The organism is Micromonospora sp. NPDC047756, from assembly GCF_055587245.1.
In genome coordinates this window covers 492486-510970 of record NZ_JBVJGQ010000003.1, presented here as the reverse complement: position 1 = coordinate 510970, position 18485 = coordinate 492486, and the positions used below count along the sequence as shown (strand labels likewise).

Annotated in this window: 15 protein-coding genes; all 15 read left to right on the top strand. The window is 69.6% G+C overall.

What is annotated here, in order from left to right; genetic code table 11:
* Window positions 1-34 precede the first annotated feature (34 nt).
* The 15 genes from ACZ6NZ_RS11695 to ACZ6NZ_RS11625 all read left to right on the top strand — a co-directional run bounded on the left by ACZ6NZ_RS11695 (window position 35) and on the right by ACZ6NZ_RS11625 (window position 18416).
* Window positions 35-1183 (top strand): FUSC family protein, encoded by a 1149-nt coding sequence (locus ACZ6NZ_RS11695; protein ID WP_465858055.1) that lies wholly within the window; start codon window positions 35-37, stop codon window positions 1181-1183.
* A gap of 91 nt (window positions 1184-1274) precedes the next feature.
* Window positions 1275-1799, top strand: coding sequence for a hypothetical protein (locus ACZ6NZ_RS11690; RefSeq protein ID WP_366611427.1), 525 nt, complete (start codon window positions 1275-1277; stop codon window positions 1797-1799).
* A gap of 73 nt (window positions 1800-1872) precedes the next feature.
* Window positions 1873-2715: a DUF4097 family beta strand repeat-containing protein gene (locus tag ACZ6NZ_RS11685; protein WP_366611428.1), complete on the top strand. Its 843-nt coding sequence runs from the start codon at window positions 1873-1875 to the stop codon at window positions 2713-2715.
* Window positions 2716-2749: 34 nt separating this feature from the next.
* On the top strand, window positions 2750-3727 hold the full coding sequence (locus tag ACZ6NZ_RS11680) for an ATP-binding cassette domain-containing protein (RefSeq protein ID WP_465858053.1): 978 nt from the start codon (window positions 2750-2752) through the stop codon (window positions 3725-3727).
* Window positions 3724-4512, top strand: coding sequence for an ABC transporter permease (locus ACZ6NZ_RS11675; protein WP_465858051.1), 789 nt, complete (start codon window positions 3724-3726; stop codon window positions 4510-4512). The genes ACZ6NZ_RS11680 and ACZ6NZ_RS11675 overlap by 4 nt, the downstream gene beginning before the upstream one ends.
* A gap of 405 nt (window positions 4513-4917) precedes the next feature.
* On the top strand, window positions 4918-5205 hold the full coding sequence (locus ACZ6NZ_RS11670) for a hypothetical protein (RefSeq protein WP_465858049.1): 288 nt from the start codon (window positions 4918-4920) through the stop codon (window positions 5203-5205).
* Window positions 5206-5738: 533 nt separating this feature from the next.
* Window positions 5739-7421: a ribulokinase gene (gene araB, locus ACZ6NZ_RS11665; protein WP_465858047.1), complete on the top strand. Its 1683-nt coding sequence runs from the start codon at window positions 5739-5741 to the stop codon at window positions 7419-7421.
* A complete protein-coding gene (locus ACZ6NZ_RS11660; RefSeq protein WP_465858045.1) occupies window positions 7418-8110 on the top strand; it encodes an L-ribulose-5-phosphate 4-epimerase in 693 nt (230 codons plus the stop codon). Before araB ends, ACZ6NZ_RS11660 begins: the two co-directional genes overlap by 4 nt.
* A gap of 128 nt (window positions 8111-8238) precedes the next feature.
* Window positions 8239-9243, top strand: a complete 1005-nt coding sequence (locus tag ACZ6NZ_RS11655) for an ABC transporter substrate-binding protein (protein ID WP_465858043.1) — start codon at window positions 8239-8241, stop codon at window positions 9241-9243.
* Between the two features lie 186 nt (window positions 9244-9429).
* Entirely contained in the window at window positions 9430-10971 is a 1542-nt protein-coding gene (locus ACZ6NZ_RS11650; RefSeq protein ID WP_366611434.1) for a sugar ABC transporter ATP-binding protein, read from the top strand.
* The gene (locus ACZ6NZ_RS11645) at window positions 10968-12038 is read left to right on the top strand and encodes an ABC transporter permease (RefSeq protein ID WP_465858041.1); all 1071 of its coding nucleotides are present in this window, start codon (window positions 10968-10970) and stop codon (window positions 12036-12038) included. The genes ACZ6NZ_RS11650 and ACZ6NZ_RS11645 overlap by 4 nt, the downstream gene beginning before the upstream one ends.
* On the top strand, window positions 12035-13024 hold the full coding sequence (gene yjfF / locus ACZ6NZ_RS11640) for a galactofuranose ABC transporter, permease protein YjfF (RefSeq protein ID WP_355006877.1): 990 nt from the start codon (window positions 12035-12037) through the stop codon (window positions 13022-13024). Before ACZ6NZ_RS11645 ends, yjfF begins: the two co-directional genes overlap by 4 nt.
* A 26-nt stretch (window positions 13025-13050) precedes the next feature.
* On the top strand, window positions 13051-14553 hold the full coding sequence (araA, locus tag ACZ6NZ_RS11635) for an L-arabinose isomerase (protein ID WP_366611438.1): 1503 nt from the start codon (window positions 13051-13053) through the stop codon (window positions 14551-14553).
* A gap of 343 nt (window positions 14554-14896) precedes the next feature.
* On the top strand, window positions 14897-17017 hold the full coding sequence (locus ACZ6NZ_RS11630) for a family 43 glycosylhydrolase (protein ID WP_366611440.1): 2121 nt from the start codon (window positions 14897-14899) through the stop codon (window positions 17015-17017).
* A gap of 412 nt (window positions 17018-17429) precedes the next feature.
* Window positions 17430-18416, top strand: coding sequence for a LacI family DNA-binding transcriptional regulator (locus ACZ6NZ_RS11625; RefSeq protein WP_366611441.1), 987 nt, complete (start codon window positions 17430-17432; stop codon window positions 18414-18416).
* Window positions 18417-18485 lie beyond the last annotated feature (69 nt).

The window sequence follows — 18485 nt, the reverse complement described above, 5'->3', positions numbered from 1 at the left end:
GGATTGAGCCGGTCGTGGCGGGGTAGGTGCCGCCATGGTCGCTGCCGGTCGGCGCGGAGCGGACGCGGGCCCCTCGACCGTCGTCCGGCTCCTGGACCGCGTGGGGGCCGCCCTACGCGAGCGGGTCCGCCGGGTACGGACCATCGGCGGCCTCGCCCTGCAGGCCGGCCTGGCCGCCGGGCTGTCCTGGTTCGTGGCGCACTCGCTGCTACAGGTGTCACAGCCGGTCTTCGCGCCGATCTCCGCCGTCTCGACGCTCGCCGCGTCGGTCGGTCAGCGGTTGCGTCGCACCGTCGAGCTGATCATCGGGGTCACCGTCGGCGTGCTGATCGGTGACCTGCTCCTCGTGGTGATCGGCACCGGATGGTGGCAGCTCGCCCTGATCGTCGTGCTGGCGATCGTCGTCGCGCTCTTCCTCTCGGGTAGCGCGGCGGTGGTGATCCAGGCGGGGGCGACGGCGGTGCTCATCGCCACGCTCAGCCCGGCCGTCCGGGATCTGGAGATCCCCCGGTTCGTGGACGCGCTCGTCGGGGGAGGGGTGGCGCTGCTGGTCACCGCCGTGTTGCTGCCGCTGAACCCGCTGCGGGTGCTCAACCGGGCCGCGCGGCCGGCGTTGGACCTCCTGGCGACCCAGCTCGACGCCACCGCCGAGGCGCTGACCGAGCGGGATGCCGCTCGGGCCCGTACGGCCCGGGGTGAGCTGCGGCAGAGCGCGGGCCGGTTGAAGGCGTTCATCGAGGCGACCCAGGGCGCCCGGGAGGCGAGCACCCTGTCACCGCTGTACTGGCATCAACGGCGCGGGCCGGTGGGCCGCTACGCGCAGGCGGCGGAGCCGATCGACCGGGCGGTGCGCAACAGCGGCACCCTGATCCGACGGGCGGTGACGCTCATCGAGGACGGCGAACCGGTGCCGGAGTCGTTGCCGACGGCGGTGGCGGACCTCGCCGAGGCGGTCCGCCTGCTGAAGCGGCAGTTCGCCGCCGGTGCCGAGCCGAACCGCGCCCGCGAGCAGGCGCTGCGGGCGGTCCGGACGGCCGGGTACGCCTATCGGGACGGCGTCGGCTTCTCCGGCGCGGTGGTGGTGGCACAGGTCCGGACGACCGTCAGTGACCTCCTGGTCGCCTCCGGATTGAGCCAGGAGGACGCGAATCACCTGGTCCGAAGGCTGTTCGGCGATCTCTGAGGTCGACTGACCCCCCGGTGGCACCAGTTAGTGGCACCTTGTTGAGCCATGGCTGTTGCATTGTGAGCCAAAGTGATGCCATGATGGTGCCATGGAGCTGAGGTCATACGTCGAGAACCTGCGTAACGAGTTCGCCGTGGCGGCGGAGGGCGTCGACCCGGAGGCCCGGGCGTTGGCCGAACGACTCTTCGCGCAGTTGGAGGCGGCCACCCGTCTCACCCTGCTCGAAGCCCTGTCCGACGCGGCCGACGAGATCACCCGCGATCTCGCACCGGGCTCGGTGCACGTTCGGCTGCGCGGGCGCGAGCCCGACTTCGTGGTGGCGCCCGCCAACCTGCCGGTCGAGACGGCGAGCGAGGCGAGCGGCCCGCCGCCGCTGTCGGTGCCGGTGCCCGCGCCCGAGGGTGAGGAGGGCGGCACCTCACGGATCAACCTGCGGCTGCCCGACCATCTGAAGGCCAGCGTCGAGGAGGCCGCCGGGCGCGCCGGGCTCTCCGTCAACGCCTGGTTGGTGCGCGCCGTCGCCGGTGCCGTCGGTGGGGGCGAGGCGCAGCGTCGTCCGCCCCGCCGTCCGGAGCCGCGCTCCGGCCAGCACTTCACCGGCTGGGCCCGCTAACCCCCCTCGTACCCCACCTCATCACGCCGCTGACCGGCGGCGACCTCCGCCGACCACCTTTCGGGAGACCACCATGCCTGTTTTCGAGACGCCAGAAGCGATTTCCGCCCGAATCGAGATCCCGGTCGGGGACGTCTGGATCGCGGCCAGCGACCGCACCGACACGGTGGTGACCGTGCGGCCCCGCGACCCGTCGAGCAAGGCCGACCTGAGTGCCGCGGAGCAGACCACCATCGAGTACGCCGCCGGACAGCTGGTGGTCAGGGTGCCGAAGAGCTGGCGCCGCTACGCGTTCGGTGCCGGGCCGTCGGTCGACGTCCTGATCGAGCTGCCGACCGGATCGGGCGTACAGGCCGAGTCGTCGTGGGCGGCGTTCCGCTGCGAGGGCCGGCTCGGCGAGTGCCGCATCAAGACCGGTGGCAACATCCGACTCGACGAGACCGGGCCGCTGGACATCGACTCCAGCCACGGTGAGGTCGCGGCCGAGCGCGTCCTCGGCTCCGCCCTGGTGAAGGTGTCGTCCGGCAAGGTGCGTCTCGGGCTCGTCGACGGCAGCGCCGAGATCAAGAACTCCTCCGGTGACTGCTGGATCGGCAGCGGTGGCGGCCCCGTCCGGATCAACACGGCGTACGGCGACGTCACGGTGGACACCGCGCTGGCCTCGGTGACGGCCCGTACCGCCTACGGCAACCTCCGCCTCGGCGAGGTCGTCCGGGGAGCTGTCGAGTTGCAGACCTCCTACGGCGCGATCGAGGTCGGCATCCGTCGCGGGACGGCCGCCTGGCTGGACGTCAGTTCCAAGCACGGCCGTGTGCACAACGCGTTGGAGTCGACCGACAGCCCGGCGCAGACCGACGAGACGGTCGAGGTCCGTGCGAACACCTCCTTCGGCGACATCATGATCCGCCGCGCCTGACCCACCACCCCCGCCCACCACGGATGAGGAGACCATGACCAGCTCCATGAACCCCGCGATCGTCGCCACCGACCTGCGCAAGTCCTACGGCGACAAGGTCGTGCTGGACGGCATCGACCTGATGATCACCGAGGGCACCATCTTCGCGTTGCTCGGTCCGAACGGCGCCGGCAAGACCACCACCGTGCAGATCCTCTCCACCCTGATCGACGCCGACGGCGGTAACGCCCGTGTCTTCGGCCACGACCTGACCCGGGAACCCGACGCGGTCCGCGCGCTGATCGGCGTCACCGGCCAGTTCTCCGCCGTCGACAACCTGCTCACCGGTCGGGAGAACCTGACCCTGATGGCCGACCTGTGCCACCTGGGCAGGGCCGCCGGTCGACGGCGGATCGCCGATCTGCTCGACCAGTTCGACCTGACCGAGGCGGCGGGCAAGCCGGTGTCCACGTACTCCGGCGGCATGCGTCGCCGACTCGATCTCGCGATGACCCTGGTCGGCGAGCCCCGCGTCATCTTCCTCGACGAGCCGACCACCGGCCTCGACCCGCGCAGCCGTCGGGCCATGTGGCACATCATCCGGGCCCTCGCCGCCGAGGGCGTGACCATCCTGCTCACCACCCAGTACCTGGAGGAGGCGGACCAGCTCGCCGACCGGGTGGCCTTCCTCGACCACGGCCGGCTGATCGCCGAGGGCACGCCGCGCGAGCTCAAGCGGCTCATCCCGGGCGGCCACGTCGTGTTGCAGTTCGCCGACCAGGAGGGGCTCGACTCGGCGGCCCGGACGTTCGAGGCCGCCACCCGCGACGACGCGGCGCTCACCCTCCAGCTGCCGAGTGACGGAGGGGTCGGGTCGTTGCGATCCCTGCTCGACCAGCTCGACCGCGCCTCGATCAGCGTGGCGGGGCTCTCCGTGCACACCCCCGACCTCGACGACGTCTTCCTCACCCTCACCGGTCAGCCCGACACCCGGGCCAGCCGACCCAACCACGAAAGGGCTCCCGCGCGATGAGCACCCTCTCCCTCGCCGTCCGCGACTCGAGCACCATGCTGCGGCGAAACCTGCTGCACATGCGGCGGTACCCGTCGATGACGTTCCTGCTCATCGGCATCCCGATCATCATTCTGCTGCTCTTCGTCTATGTCTTCGGCGGCACGCTCGGCGCCGGTCTCGGCCCGTCCGGCGGCCGCTCCCAGTACGCCAACTACGTCACCCCCGGCATCCTGCTCATCACAGTGGTCAGCGCCGCGCAGGGGACCGCCATCTCGGTCGCGATGGACATGACCGAGGGGATCATCGCCCGGTTCCGCACGATGTCGATCTTCCGACCGTCAGTCCTGACGGGTCACGTGCTGGGCAGCCTGGTGCAGACCATGCTCAGCCTGGCGGCCGTCACCGTCGTGGCGCTGCTGGTCGGGTTCCGGCCCAACGCCAGCGCGGTCGAGTGGCTCGCGGCGGTCGGCGTACTCGTCATGATCACCTTTGCGCTGACCTGGCTGTCCGTCGCACTCGGCCTGGTCAGTGACAGTGTCGAGACGGCCAGCAACCTGCCGATGCCGCTGATCCTCCTGCCGTTCCTCGGCAGCGGGTTCGTCCCCACCGACTCCATGCCGACCGCCGTGCGGCTGTTCGCCGAGTACCAGCCCTTCACGCCCGTCATGGAAACCCTTCGCGGCCTGCTCCTGGGCACCGGGATCGGCGCCAACGGGATCATCGCGGTCGTCTGGTGCGCCGTCATCACGGCGGGCAGCTTCCTGTGGGCCAAGGCCCGCTACAACCGCAACCGAACGGCCTGACCCGACCGGCGCGTCCGGTACCACCGCAACAAAGAGCCGGCGGCTCGGCCCACAGGGGTCGGACCGCCGGCTCGTGGCGCGGCGCGCGACCGGCGGCGCCTCACCTCGCCTCGCCCCACCCCACCCCACCTCGCCTCGCCTCGCCCGCCCCACCTCGCCGCGGACTGCCCTGCCGCCTCTGGCCGTCAGGCGCAACGGCTGGCCGCGGATGAGCGCTGGAACCACATCCGCTAATGAGCGTGATGTCTGTGAGTCATCACGATGACTCACAGACATCACGCTCATCGGAGTGAGGCCCGCCAGGTCATGCGCTCGGCGTTTCAGGGCGCGCGGGGATCGCGCCGCAAGTCGCCGACCTGCCGCAGCGGAATCGCGGGCATCGCGCCCGTGGTCCACGGTGGCGGGATGTCATCGCTGGGCCTTATCACCCTGCTTGGTCCTGCCGCGCTGCATCAACGGCAGCTGCCCGACCTGAGCCAGCGTCAGTTGGCCGCGTTGGCCGACCAGGCCGCGTTGGCCGACCAGGCCGCGGTGGCCGACAGGCCGCGGTGGCCGACAGGCCGCGGTGGCCGACAGGCCGCATTGGCCGACAGGGCGCGTTGGCGACAGGCCGCGGTGGCCGCGTTGGCCGACCAGGCCGCGTTGGCCCGGTTCGAACGCGGTCGATCACTCCGCCCGCGACCCCGGACGTGACAGAGCTCGAGTGGAGCTTTGCGTCCGGGTCGCGCGACCCGCCGTCGGGCGCGCGGGGTGACCGGGCGGTGCGGGCACACCAAGACGTTGAATGTTATCGATAACACCGGGCGGTCGCCCGGCTCCGCGGCGGGTGGGTCGCCCTCCGGGGCGCTCAGGCAGGAGCCAGCATGGTCGTCGATGGCGGTGAGCGGATCCGAGCCCGCGACCGTGGAGCCCTGGGAATGTTATCGCTGCCATCATCCTCGGGGGAGAAGTGGTCGCTATCGGGCGGTGAAGTCGCGATGCGCGACGGACCGGACTTGTCGCGCCGCCTGCTCACGCCTCTCCGGGTGGCGCTCGTGTCGGGCGCAGGCCCCATTCGTCAGATGGCTGGCGCAGATGAGGGCGAAATGTGGGTTCTGCGCCGGTTAGCGGCAACCCTCCCGAGTCGGTCCGCCTTTCGCGTTCCGTTACGGAGCTGTTGCGGGTAGATGTCTTGACGAGGCTGTATGTGAGCGTTAACACTATCCCCGTTAATGGTGGAGGTGAACATGAACCGTGTGGACGGAGCTGACGACCGCTACGTCGTCGGTGTCGACTATGGCACCCTGTCCGGGCGAGCTCTGGTGGTCCGTGTCGGCGATGGTGCCGAGTTGGGGACCGCGGTGCACGAGTATGGCGACGGCGTGATCAGTACGGCCCTTCCGGGAAGCCGAACGCTGCCCCCGGACTGGGCCCTGCAGAACCCGCAGGACTACCGCGACGTGCTGAGGTACGCCGTCCCGGCGGCGCTGTCCGCCGCGGGGGTGGACCCGACGGCGGTGGTCGGCATCGGCATCGACTTCACCGCCTGCACCGTGCTGCCGACGCTCGCCGACGGCACCCCGTTGTGCGAGACGCCCGAGCTGCGCGACCGACCGCACGCCTGGGTCAAGCTGTGGAAGCACCACGCCGCGCAGCCGCACGCCGACCGGATCAACGCGCTCGCCCACGAGCGGGCCGAGCCGTGGATCGGCCGGTACGGCGGCAAGATCTCCGCCGAGTGGCAGTACGCCAAGGGCCTGCAGCTCCTGGAGGAGGACCCGGAGGTCTACGACCGGGCCGAGCGCTTCATCGAGGCCGCCGACTGGATCGTCTGGCAGCTCTGCGGCAGCGAGACCCGCAACGTCTGCACGGCCGGCTACAAGGGCATCCTGCAGGACGGTCACTACCCCTCCGAGGGCTTCCTGACCGCACTCAACCCCAACTTCGGCGACTTCGTGGCCAAGCTGGACGGCCCGTTGCTGCCCCTCGGGGCCCGGGCCGGCTCGCTCACCGCCCAGGCCGCCGCCTGGACCGGACTGCCGGAGGGGATCGCGGTGGCCGTCGGCAACGTCGACGCGCACGTCACCGCGGCGTCCGCGCAGGCGGTGCAGCCCGGTCGGCTGGTCGCCATCATGGGCACCTCGACCTGCCACGTCGTCAACGGCGCGGAGGTCGCCGAGGTGGCCGGCATGTGTGGTGTGGTCGATGGCGGCATCAGCCCCGGCGCGTGGGGTTACGAGGCCGGGCAGAGCGGTGTCGGCGACATCTTCGGCTGGTTCGTCGAGCATGCCGCACCGGCCGGCGTCGACTCGCACGAGCGCCTCACCGAGCTGGCCGCGAGTCAGCCCGTCGGCGCGCACGGCCTGATCGCGTTGGACTGGTGGAACGGCAACCGTTCCCTGCTGGTCAACCACGACCTCAGCGGGATGATCGTCGGCATGACCCTGGCCACCCGGCCGGCGGACATCTACCGGGCCCTGCTGGAGTCCACGGCGTACGGCACCCGGATGATCATCGAGGCGTTCGTCGACGCCGGAGTCCCGGTGAACGACCTGGTGATCGCCGGTGGTCTGACCAACAACGCGCTGCTGATGCAGATCTACGCCGACGTGACCAGGCGACCGCTGAACATCATCGCCTCGGCGCAGGGGCCGGCGCTGGGCTCGGCGATCCACGCCGCCGTCGCCGCCGGTGAGTTCCCCTCGATCCACGAGGCGTCGCAGGCCATGGGTCGGGTGCACGAGGCCGTCTACCGTCCGGACCCCGAGCGGGCCCGCGCCTACGACGCCCTCTACGCCGAGTACCGGGCGCTGCACGACCACTTCGGTCGTGGCGGCAACGACGTCATGCTCCGCCTGCGGGCGATCCGTAACGCGGCGGTCGAGACCGCCGCGACCGCTCACGAGGCTCCGTTGGAGGTGGTGGCGTGAACGCCGAGGTGACCCGACAGATCGCCGAGCTGCGCGAGACCGTGGCTCGCCTGCACGCCGAGCTGACCCGGTACAACCTGGTCGCCTGGACGTCCGGCAACGTCTCCGCGCGCGTCCCCGGCCAGGACCTGATGGTGATCAAGCCGAGTGGGGTGAGCTACGACGACCTCACCGCGACCACCATGGTGGTGTGCGACCTCGACGGCGTTCTCGTCGAGGGCGACTTCGCCCCGTCCAGCGACACCGCCGCCCACGCCTACGTCTACCGGGCCATGCCCGAGGTCGGCGGGGTCGTGCACACGCACAGCTCGTACGCGACCGCCTGGGCCGCGTGTGGGGAGTCGATTCCCTGCCACCTCACCGCCCAGGCAGACGAGTTCGGTGGGGAGATCCCGATCGGCCCGTTCGCGCTGATCGGCGGTGACGACATCGGCAAGGGCATCGTCGCCACGCTCGCCGGGCACCGCTCGCCGGCGGTGCTGATGCGTAACCACGGCGTGTTCACCATCGGCCGTGACGCCCGCGCGGCGGTCAAGGCGGCGGTCATGTGCGAGGACGTGGCGCGTACGGCGCACCTGGCCCACACCCTCGGGCAGCCGGTCCCGATGGCGCAGGCAGACATCGACTCGCTCTACGACCGCTACCAGAACGTCTACGGCCAACAACCAGTCGCACCGGCGGGTTCCTGACCCTGCACCGAAGACCCGGGACCCGTCGGTCTGCACCACGACGCACCAGCACGCACCACCCGCGTACGCCGCTTCTCGCACCTCTGCGGTCGGCGCGGTTACCCACCACATCCAGCCAAGGAGATTCGATGGGAAAGATGCGAACGCAGTCCGTTCGGTGGCGCGCTGCCGCAGTCCTCGCCAGCGTGCTGCTGGTCGGCGGCGTGGCGGCCTGTGGCAACAGCGACACCGGCGGCGGCGGGTCCAAGGACGACGGCAAGATCACGATGGGCTTCTCCCAGGTCGGTGCGGAGAGCGGGTGGCGTACCGCCAACACCACCTCGATCAAGGAGTCCGCGACCGCGGCCGGCATCGAGCTGAAGTTCGACGACGCGCAGCAGAAGCAGGAAAACCAGATCAAGGCGATCCGCAACTACATCCAGCAGAAGGTCGACGTGATCGCCTTCTCGCCGGTGGTGGAGTCCGGGTGGGACACCGTGCTCAAGGAGGCCAAGGACGCCGGCATCCCGGTCATCCTGACCGACCGCTCGGTGGACTCGGCCGACAAGACGCTCTACAAGACGTTCCTCGGCTCGGACTTCGTCAAGGAGGGCCGGCTCGCGGGTGAGTGGCTGGTCGAGCAGAAGAAGACCGCCTCGGGCCCGGTGAACATCGTCGAGCTGCAGGGCAACACCGGTGCGGCGCCGGCGAACGATCGCAAGAAGGGCTTCGGTGAGGCGATCGCCGCCAACCCGAACCTGAAGATCATCGCCTCCCAGCCGGGTGACTTCACCCGGGCCGGCGGCAAGCAGGTCATGGAGCAGTTCCTCAAGGCCAACCCGAAGATCGACGTGCTGTTCGCGCACAACGACGACATGGGCCTGGGCGCGCTCGAGGCGATCACCGCGGCCGGCAAGGTGCCCGGCAAGGACATCACCATCATCACCGTCGACGCGGTGAAGGACGGCATGCAGGCTCTCGCCGACGGGAAGTTCAACTTTATCGCGGAGTGCAGCCCGCTGCTTGGCCCGCAGCTGATGGACCTGGCCAAGAAGGTCCACGCGGGCGAGGAGGTGCCGCCTCGGATCGAGACCGAGGAGACCACCTTCACGACCGAGCAGGCCAAGGAAGCTCTGCCCAACCGTAAGTACTGATCGACGACGGGGTCGCCGCGCTCGCGTGGCGGCCCCGCCGCGTCGCCTCCCTACCCGAAACGGACCGGGCTTGGCCCGCGACGACCCGTACCACGCCCGCCCGAGCGTCCCCCAGGGACGACCGGGCGGGCGTGGCGGGAGCGTAGCGGCCCTTCCGTGTCGACAACCCAGAAGAGGTCTGATGGGATGACGGATAGCCGTCCGGTCCTGACCATGACCGGGATCAGCAAGTCCTTCCCCGGGGTGCGCGCACTCCACGACGTCAACTTCCGGCTCTTCCCCGGCGAGGTGCACGCCCTGATGGGCGAGAACGGCGCCGGCAAGTCCACCCTGATCAAGGTGCTCACCGGCGTCTACGACACCGACGAGGGCGCGATCACCCTCGACGGTGAGCCCGTGTCGTTCACCGGGCCGATGCAGGCGACCGCCGCCGGTGTGAGCACCGTCTTCCAGGAAGTCAACCTTTGCACCAACCTCTCGGTGGCGGAGAACATCTTCATCGGCCGGGAGCCTCGGGTCTTCGGCGCCGTCCGCTGGGGTGAGGTTCGCCGTCGGGCCCGAGCCCTGCTGGCCCGCCTCGACCTCGACCTCGACGTCAGCGCGCCACTCGGCTCGTACTCGCTCGCGATCCAGCAGATGGTCGCCATCGCCCGCGCCATCGACATCAAGGCCCGGGTGCTGATCCTGGACGAACCGACGTCCAGCCTCGACGCCGGCGAGGTGGCGCAGCTGTTCCGCATCATGCGGCAACTGCGCGACGAGGGCATCGCGATCCTGTTCGTGACCCACTTCCTCGACCAGGTCTACGAGATCGCCGACCGGATCACCGTGCTGCGCAACGGCGGGCTCGTCGGCGAGTACCTCACCGCCGAGCTGCCCCAGCTCTCCCTGGTCGAGAAGATGATCGGCAAGGAGCTCGACGTCCTGGAGGGCATCGAGGAGCACTCCCGGCGGGACCTGGCCGCGCTGGAGGAGGGCACCCCCCTGGTGGCGGTGTCGAACTTCGGTCGGGCGGGAGCGGTCGAGCCGTTCAGCCTCACCATCCACGCCGGCGAGGTGGTGGGCCTGGCCGGCCTGCTGGGCTCGGGGCGTACCGAGGTCGCACGGTTGTTGTTCGGCGCCGACAAGACCGACGGCGGTCAGGTGGCGATCGACGGCAACGCGAGCAGTCTGCGTACTCCCGCGCAGGCCATCGACCACGGCGTGGGCTTCTGTTCGGAGAACCGGCGGGCCGAGGGCATCGTCGCGGACCTGACGGTCCGCGAGAACATGATCCTGGCCATGCAGGCGGCCCGCGGCTGGCTGCGGCCCGTTCCGCGTCGCCGCCAGGACGAGCTGGTCGACAAGTACGTCAAGGCTCTCAACATCCGGCCCGCCGACCCGGAGGTGCCGGTACGCAACCTCTCCGGCGGCAACCAGCAGAAGGTGCTGCTGGCCCGGTGGCTGATCACCGAGCCTCGACTGCTGATTCTCGACGAGCCGACCCGGGGCATCGACATCGGGGCGAAGACCGAGATCCAGAAGCTCGTGACGCAGCTGTCCGACGGCGGCATGGCGGTGCTGTTCATCTCCGCCGAGCTGGAGGAGGTGCTGCGCCTGAGCCACAAGGTGGCCGTCATGCGGGACCGGCAGATGGTCGCGCAGCTCGCCAACGACGAGAGCCTGGACGCCGACCGCGTCATGCAGACCATCGCCAGCGGATCCCACCGGGAGGAGGCAGACCGATGAACGACACCATGGGCCGCTATCGGACGATGATCGGTCACCGGCTGTTCTGGCCCGCCGCCGTGCTGTTCGTCATGCTCGCCGCGAACACGATCTACCGGCCCGGGTTCCTGTCCATCGAGCTCAAGGACGGGCACCTGTACGGCACGCCGGTCGACATCCTGCGGCTGAGCGCACCGCTGATCCTCGTCGCGCTGGGCATGACCCTGGTCATCTCCACCGGTGGCATCGACCTGTCGGTGGGCTCGCTCTGCGCGATCAGCGGCGCGATCGCCTGCATGTACATCAGCCAGCAGCCCGACCAGAACAGCCCGGCCGTGGTGGTCACCGCCCTCGCGCTGGCGATGGGCGTCTCGCTGGTGCTCGGCGCCTGGAACGGGGTGCTGGTAGCCGTGATCGGGATCCAACCGATCATCGCCACTCTGATCCTGATGGTCGCCGGCCGGGGTCTCGCCCAGCTGATCACCGAGGGCCAGATCATCACCATCAACTCCGAGCCGTACCGGGCGATCGGCCTGGGGCACGCGTTGACCCTGCCGCTGGCCATCTTCATCGCCCTCGCCGCGGCCCTGCTGGTCGCCGCGTTCACCCGTCGCACCGCACTCGGCATGATCATCGAGTCGGTGGGCGGCAACGCCATGGCCAGTCGGCTCGCCGGCATCCGGTCCGGTCGGGTCATCTTCCTGACGTACGTGATCAGCGCCGCGTGTGCCGCGGTCGCCGGCTTCATGATGACGGCCAACGTCTCCAGCGCCGACGGCAACGCCGCCGGCCTCTGGGTCGAGCTGGACGCGATCCTTGCGGTCGTCATCGGCGGTACGTCCCTCGCGGGCGGCCGGTTCTTCCTGAGTGGCACGATCATCGGCGCGCTGATCATCCAGACCCTGACCACCACGGTGTACGCGATGGACATCTCGCCGCAGACATCGCTGCTGTTCAAGGCGGTCGTCGTCATCGCCGTCTGCCTCATCCAGGCGCCGGCCTTCCGGGCCCGGTTCAGCCGACGTAGGCGCAACGTCCCGCCGCCCGCCGCCATCGCCGACAAGCCGAAGGAGCAGGTGCCGGCATGACCACTGGAACGCTTACCGCCGGTCGTACCCGGTTCCGGCTGCCGCGCAAGCAGATACCGGTCCTGGCGACGCTCGCCCTGCTGCTGGTGATGTACGGCATCGGCGTCTCGCAGTACACGGCGTTCTCCAACGTCCAGGTCATCTTCAACGTCTTCATCGACAACGGCTTCCTGCTCGTCGTCGCGGTGGGCATGACCTTCGTGATCCTGACCGGGGGCATCGACCTGTCGGTCGGTTCGGTGGTCGCGATGACGGCGATGGTGTCGGCCGCGCTGCTGCAGGACGGCATGCCGGCGGCGCTGGTGCTGGTCATCGCCCTGCTCATCGGTCCGACGCTCGGGCTGTTGATGGGCTGCGTCATCCACTTCTTCGAGATCCAGCCGTTCATCGTGACGCTCGCGGGGATGTTCTTCGCCCGGGGCATGTGCACCTTCATCTCCGGCGCGTCGATCCCGATCACCGACGGGTTCTGGACCTCGATGTCGCAGGAGCGGATCGGCGACCCGCGGGGCAACTTCGTGTCGATCAGCGTGCTGATCGCCTTCGTGGTGGTCGTCATCGCGGCGTACGTGCTGGCCTACACCCGGCTGGGACGCAACGTGTACGCCATCGGTGGCAACCCGCAGTCGGCGCTGCTGATGGGCCTGCCGGTGGGCCGCACCCGGATCGCCGTCTACACGATCAGCGGTCTGTGCTCGGCAATCGGCGGGATCCTGCTGTCCTTCTACACTCTCTCCGGCGCGCCGCTGATCGCCGTGGGGATGGAGCTGGACGTCATCGCCGCCGTCGTCATCGGTGGCACCGTGCTCACCGGCGGCGCGGGTTACGTGTTCGGGACGGTGCTCGGCGTCCTGGTCCTGGGCGTGATCCAGACCCTCATCACCTTCGACGGGAGCCTCAACTCCTGGTGGACCAAGATCGTGATCGGCGGCCTGCTCTTCGCGTTCATCCTCCTTCAGCGTCTCATCGGAATTCGTTACAAGTGACCGCCCCTCTCGCGGAAGGCAACTCCATGGCACCACACACACAACCCGAGATCTGGTTCCTCACCGGCAGCCAAGGCATGTACGGCGAGGAGACGCTCCGCCAGGTGGCCGAGCAGTCTCGCCAGATCGCGGCCGCGCTCGACGACTCACCGCAGATTCCCGCCCGCGTGGTCTGGAAGCCCGTCCTGACCAACAGCGGTGAGATTCTGCAGGTCTGCCGGGACGCCGCCGCTCAGGGTGCCGTCGGGGTCATCGCCTGGATGCACACGTTCTCACCGGCCAAGATGTGGATCTCCGGTCTGGACGCGTTGCAGACGCCGCTGCTGCACCTGCACACCCAGGCCAACGTCCTGTTGCCGTGGAACGACATCGACATGGACTTCATGAACCTGAACCAGGCCGCCCACGGCGACCGTGAGTTCGGGTACATCCAGACGCGTCTCGGGGTGGCCCGTAAGACGGTGGCCGGGCACGTCAGCGACCCGCGGGTGACCGAGCGGGTCGGGGCCTGGGCGCGCGCCGCGCTGGGCTGGTCGGCCATGCGGTCGCTGCGCCTGGCCCGCTTCGGCGACAACATGCGCGACGTCGCGGTGACCGAGGGCGACAAGGTCGAGGCCGAGCTGCGCTTCGGGGTCTCGGTCAACACCTACGGGGTCAACGACCTGGTCGAGGTCGTCGGCGAGGTCACCGACGCCCAGGTGGACGACCTGGTCAAGGAGTACGAGGACACCTACCGCATCGTCGGCGCGTTGCTGCCCGGTGGTGAGCAGCACGACTCGCTGCGGTACGCCGCGCGCCTGGAGCTGGGCATGCGTGCCTTCCTGGACGCCGGCGGTTTCCGGGCCTTCACCACGAACTTCGAGGACCTCGGCGGGCTGCGTCAGCTGCCGGGCATCGCCGTGCAGCGGCTGATGGCGGACGGCTACGGCTTCGGCGGCGAGGGTGACTGGAAGACCTCGGTCCTGGTCCACACGCTCAAGGCGATGTCGGTGGGCGTGAGCGGCGGTACGTCGTTCATGGAGGACTACACCTACGACCTCACCCCGGGCAACGAGCTGGTGCTCGGCGCCCACATGCTGGAGGTCTGCCCGACCATCGCGTCCGACGTTCCCAACGTGGAGATCCACCCGCTGAGCATCGGCGGGCGGGAGGACCCGGTCCGGCTGGTGTTCGACGCCGCCCCCGGCCCGGCGGTGGTGCTCGGCCTGGCCGACATGGGGGAGCGTTTCCGGCTGGTGGCCAACGAGATCGACGTGGTGGCCCCGCCGCAACCACTGCGCCGGCTGCCGGTTGCCCGCGCCGTCTGGCGTCCGCGCCCCGACCTGCCCGTCTCGGCCGAGGCGTGGATCACCGCGGGCGCCCCGCACCACACCGTGCTGTCCCAGGCGGTCGGCGTGGAGGAGCTGCACGACCTGGCGGAGATGAGCCGCACCGAGCTGGTCGTCATCGACGCCGCCACGGAGCCTCGCCGCTTCGCCGACGAGCTGCGCTGGAACCAGGCCTACCACCGGCTGGCTCGCGGCTTCTGATTCGCGCGGCCTGACGGCCCCCATCGAGACGGGTGGTCCATCCCTGCCTGCGGGCCGGGTGGACCACCCGTTCGCGTGTGGTCCTGGTAGCGACGCGAGGCAGCTGTGTTACGGCTTGACTAACAGCATGTTATCGCTCACAGTCTATAGCCAAGATGGTCGATGTCTTTGGCTGTCCGGCCACGCGCGCTCCCCACCTCTCCCGGGTTTCGGCATTCCGTCGCCGTCACGGTCGGGTCGGCGGTGTTAGCGATCACATGGCCGGGCTCGGTCAGATTGGCGCCCCGCCCGGTGCCGCGGACGCCGACTCAGATCGCTCGGTTCGCGTCAGCAGAGGAGGATCATGCTTTCCATCGGTCGGGTTCCCCGGGGTGCGCCACGTCGGCGCGGGTGGCTGTCGAGACTTGCTGTCGCCGCGACGGCACTGGTGGTCGGTGGCGCGGCCGCAGCCGTCGCCTCGTCGCCCGCGTCAGCGGCGACGGTCGACACCAATGCGTGGTACGTGTTGGTCAACCGCAACAGCGGCAAGGCGTTGGACGTCTACAACCTGGCGACGAACGACGGCGCGCGGATCACCCAGTGGACCCGCAACAACGGCAACCAGCAGCAGTGGCAGTTCGTCGACTCCGGTGGTGGCTACTACCGGGTCAAGTCGCGGCTCTCCGGCAAGGTGCTGGACGTCTCGGGCTTCTCGACCGCCAACGGCGGCAGCATCGTGCAGTGGAGCGACACCAACGGCACCAACCAGCAGTTCCGGTTGGCCGACTCCGACGGTGGCTACGTCCGGTTGATCAACCGCAACAGCAACAAGGTGATGGAGGTGCAGGGCGCCTCGACCGCCGACGGTGGAAACATCGTGCAGTACGACGACTGGAACGGCACCAACCAGCAGTGGCAGTTCGTCCGGGTTGGCGGTGGGACCGACCCCACCACGCCGCCGCCGACGACCCCGCCGCCGTCGAACGGCACGTTCTCGAACCCGGCCATCTGGCAGGACTTCGCCGACGTCGACATCATCCGGGTCGACAACGTCTACTACCTGACGTCGTCCACCATGCACTACTCGCCCGGCGCGCCGGTCCTGCGCTCGTACGACCTGGTGAACTGGGAGTTCGCCGGTCACGCCGTGCCCCGGCTCGACTTCGGCTCGAAGTACGACATGAGCGGCGGTAACGCGTACGTCGACGGGATCTGGGCGTCGACGCTCAACTACCGGCCGAGCAACCGGCAGTACTACTGGGCCGGGTGCATCGACTTCGCGCAGACCCACATCTACACCGCGTCCGCCGTCGACAGCACCTGGAGCAAGCACGCCACCATCCCGAACTGCTACTACGACGCCGGCCTGCTGTTCGACGACAACGACACGCCGTACATCGCGTACGGCAACGGCACGATTAGCGTCGCCCAGCTCTCCGCCGACGGAAAGTCCCAGGTCCGCGCCCAGCAGGTCTACCAGACGCCGTCGAGCATCGGGACGCTGGAAGGCGCCCGCTTCTACAAGCGCAACGGTGCCTACTACATCTGGCTCACCCGCCCGGCCAACGGCCAGTACGTGCTGAAGTCGACAAACGGCCCGTTCGGCCCGTACGAGCAGCGTCAGGTGCTGCTCAACCTGCCCGGCCCGATCTCGGGGGGCGGTGTGCCGCACCAGGGTGGGCTGGTGCAGACCCAGAACGGGGACTGGTACTACATGTCCTTCGTCGACGCGTACCCCGGTGGTCGGATGCCGGCCCTGGCCCCGATCACCTGGACCGGCGACGGGTGGCCCGTGCTGCAGACGGTCAACGGCGCGTGGGGCAGCACGTACCCGAAGCCGAACCTGCCCGCCCCGCCCCGGGCGGTCAAGCCGCTCACCGGCACGGACACGTTCGCCGGCACCACGCTCGGCCCGCAGTGGGAGTGGAACCACAACCCGGACAACAGCAAGTGGTCGGTCAACAACGGGCTGAACCTGCAGACCGCCACTGTCACCAATGACCTGTACAAGGCACGTAACACGCTGACCCACCGCATCCAGGGCCCCACCTCGACCGCGACCATCGAGTTGGACTACTCCACCATGCGCGACGGTGACCGCGCCGGATTGGCGGTGTTGCGCAACTCGTCGGCCTGGATCGGAGTCAGACGCGACAACGGCTCCACCCGGCTGGTCATGCAGAACGGTCTGACGATGGACGGCAGTTGGAACACCACAAGTACCGGCAGCGAGGTGGCGAGCACCGCCGTCTCCGGTGGCCGGATCTGGTTGCGCGCCAACGCCGACATCAGACCTGGGTCCGGGCGACAGGCACGCTTCTCGTACAGCACCGACGGGGTGAACTTCACCTCGTTCGGCAACGCCCTGACGCTGGCGAACAACTGGCAGTTCTTCATGGGCTACCGGTTCGCCATGTTCAACCACGCGACGCAGGCGCTCGGCGGCGCGGTCACCGTGCGGCGGTTCGACCTGACCACGCCGTGACACCGATCACACGACGATCGCTCTGACCGGTGGCGCTGGCAACACAGGCCGGGCGCATGTGGTGCCCGCGCCACCACGTCAGGTTGTCGCCGGCCTGTTCCACGCTCTGTCCAGGAGCGAGGAACAGGCCGGCGCACCACACAAGGACCGCGTCCCGCGCCGGTGGGTACGGGATTGCGGACGGGCGCCGCGTCGTACGGGTGCGGCGCGTCGGGCGGTCCCCGCACAGGCATGCCGTGTCCGGGGTCTTCGCTGGCGTAGACTGTCGGCGATCCAGCGCTGGTCACCTGGGATTCAGCACCGGCGTGGTGACTGAGCGAGGGGGATCGGGCCGGACCGCTCCAGTCGACGTCGACGGGCCGCGGGCCGGAGATGTAGCGGGGGGAGCGAAATGGCCGTCCACGGTCCCGCGATGACGGACGTTGCTCGTCTCGCCGGTGTCTCCCATCAAACGGTGTCGCGGGTGCTCAACGGGCATCCCAACGTCCGTGAGCAGACCCGGCTTCGGGTACGCGCGGCGATTGCCGAACTCGGCTACCGCCCCAACGGCGCGGCGCGCGCCCTGGTGACCGGTCGATCGCAGGTCATCGGTGTGGTCGCGCAGAACACGACGCTCTACGGCCCGGCATCGCTGTTGGCCGCGCTGGAGCAGACCGCCGCCGAAGAGGGCTTCGCGGTCAGCGTCGGCAGCGTGCGAAACCTGGACCACCGCTCCATCTCGGCCGCCGTGGAGCGGCACCTGTCGCACCGGGTCGCCGGCATCGTGGTCATCGCCCCGGTCGAGTCGGCCGGTGAGGCGCTGGAGCGACTGCCGAAGGATGTCCCGCTGGTCACGGTCGACGGTGACCCGAGTCGGCCGGTGCCGTTGGTGACCGTCGACCAGGTGGCGGGGGCCCGGGCGGCGACGCAACATCTGCTCGACGCCGGACACCGCACCGTCTGGCACGTCTCCGGGCCGACCGACTGGTTCGACAGCGTGGGTCGGATCGACGGTTGGAGGCAGGCGTTGCTGTCCGCCGGGCTGGAGCCGCCGCCGCCGATGCCGGGGGACTGGTCCGCGGCGTCGGGTTACCGGTGCGGGCAGATGTTGGCGCGGATGCCGGAGGTCACCGCCGTCTTCACCGCCAACGACCATCTCGCGCTGGGCGTGCTGCGCGCGCTGCACGAGTTCGGTCGGCAGGTGCCGCACGAGATCAGCGTGGTCGGCTTCGACGACGTGCCGGAGGCGGCGTACTTCATTCCGCCGCTGACCACCGTCCGCCCGGACTTCGACGCGGTGGCGCGTGCGAGCCTGCAGATGCTGCTGTCGCAGATCGAGTCGGGCACCGGCGGGGCGCTGCGGCAGACCATCGCCCCCGCTCTGGTCGCCCGCGAGAGCGTCGCTCCACCTCGTCGCTGACCGTCGGACCAACCCCAGGTCGCCCCGCCTGCCGCGGGGAGCGACCGCGCTGCGGCGGCGTACGGGTCC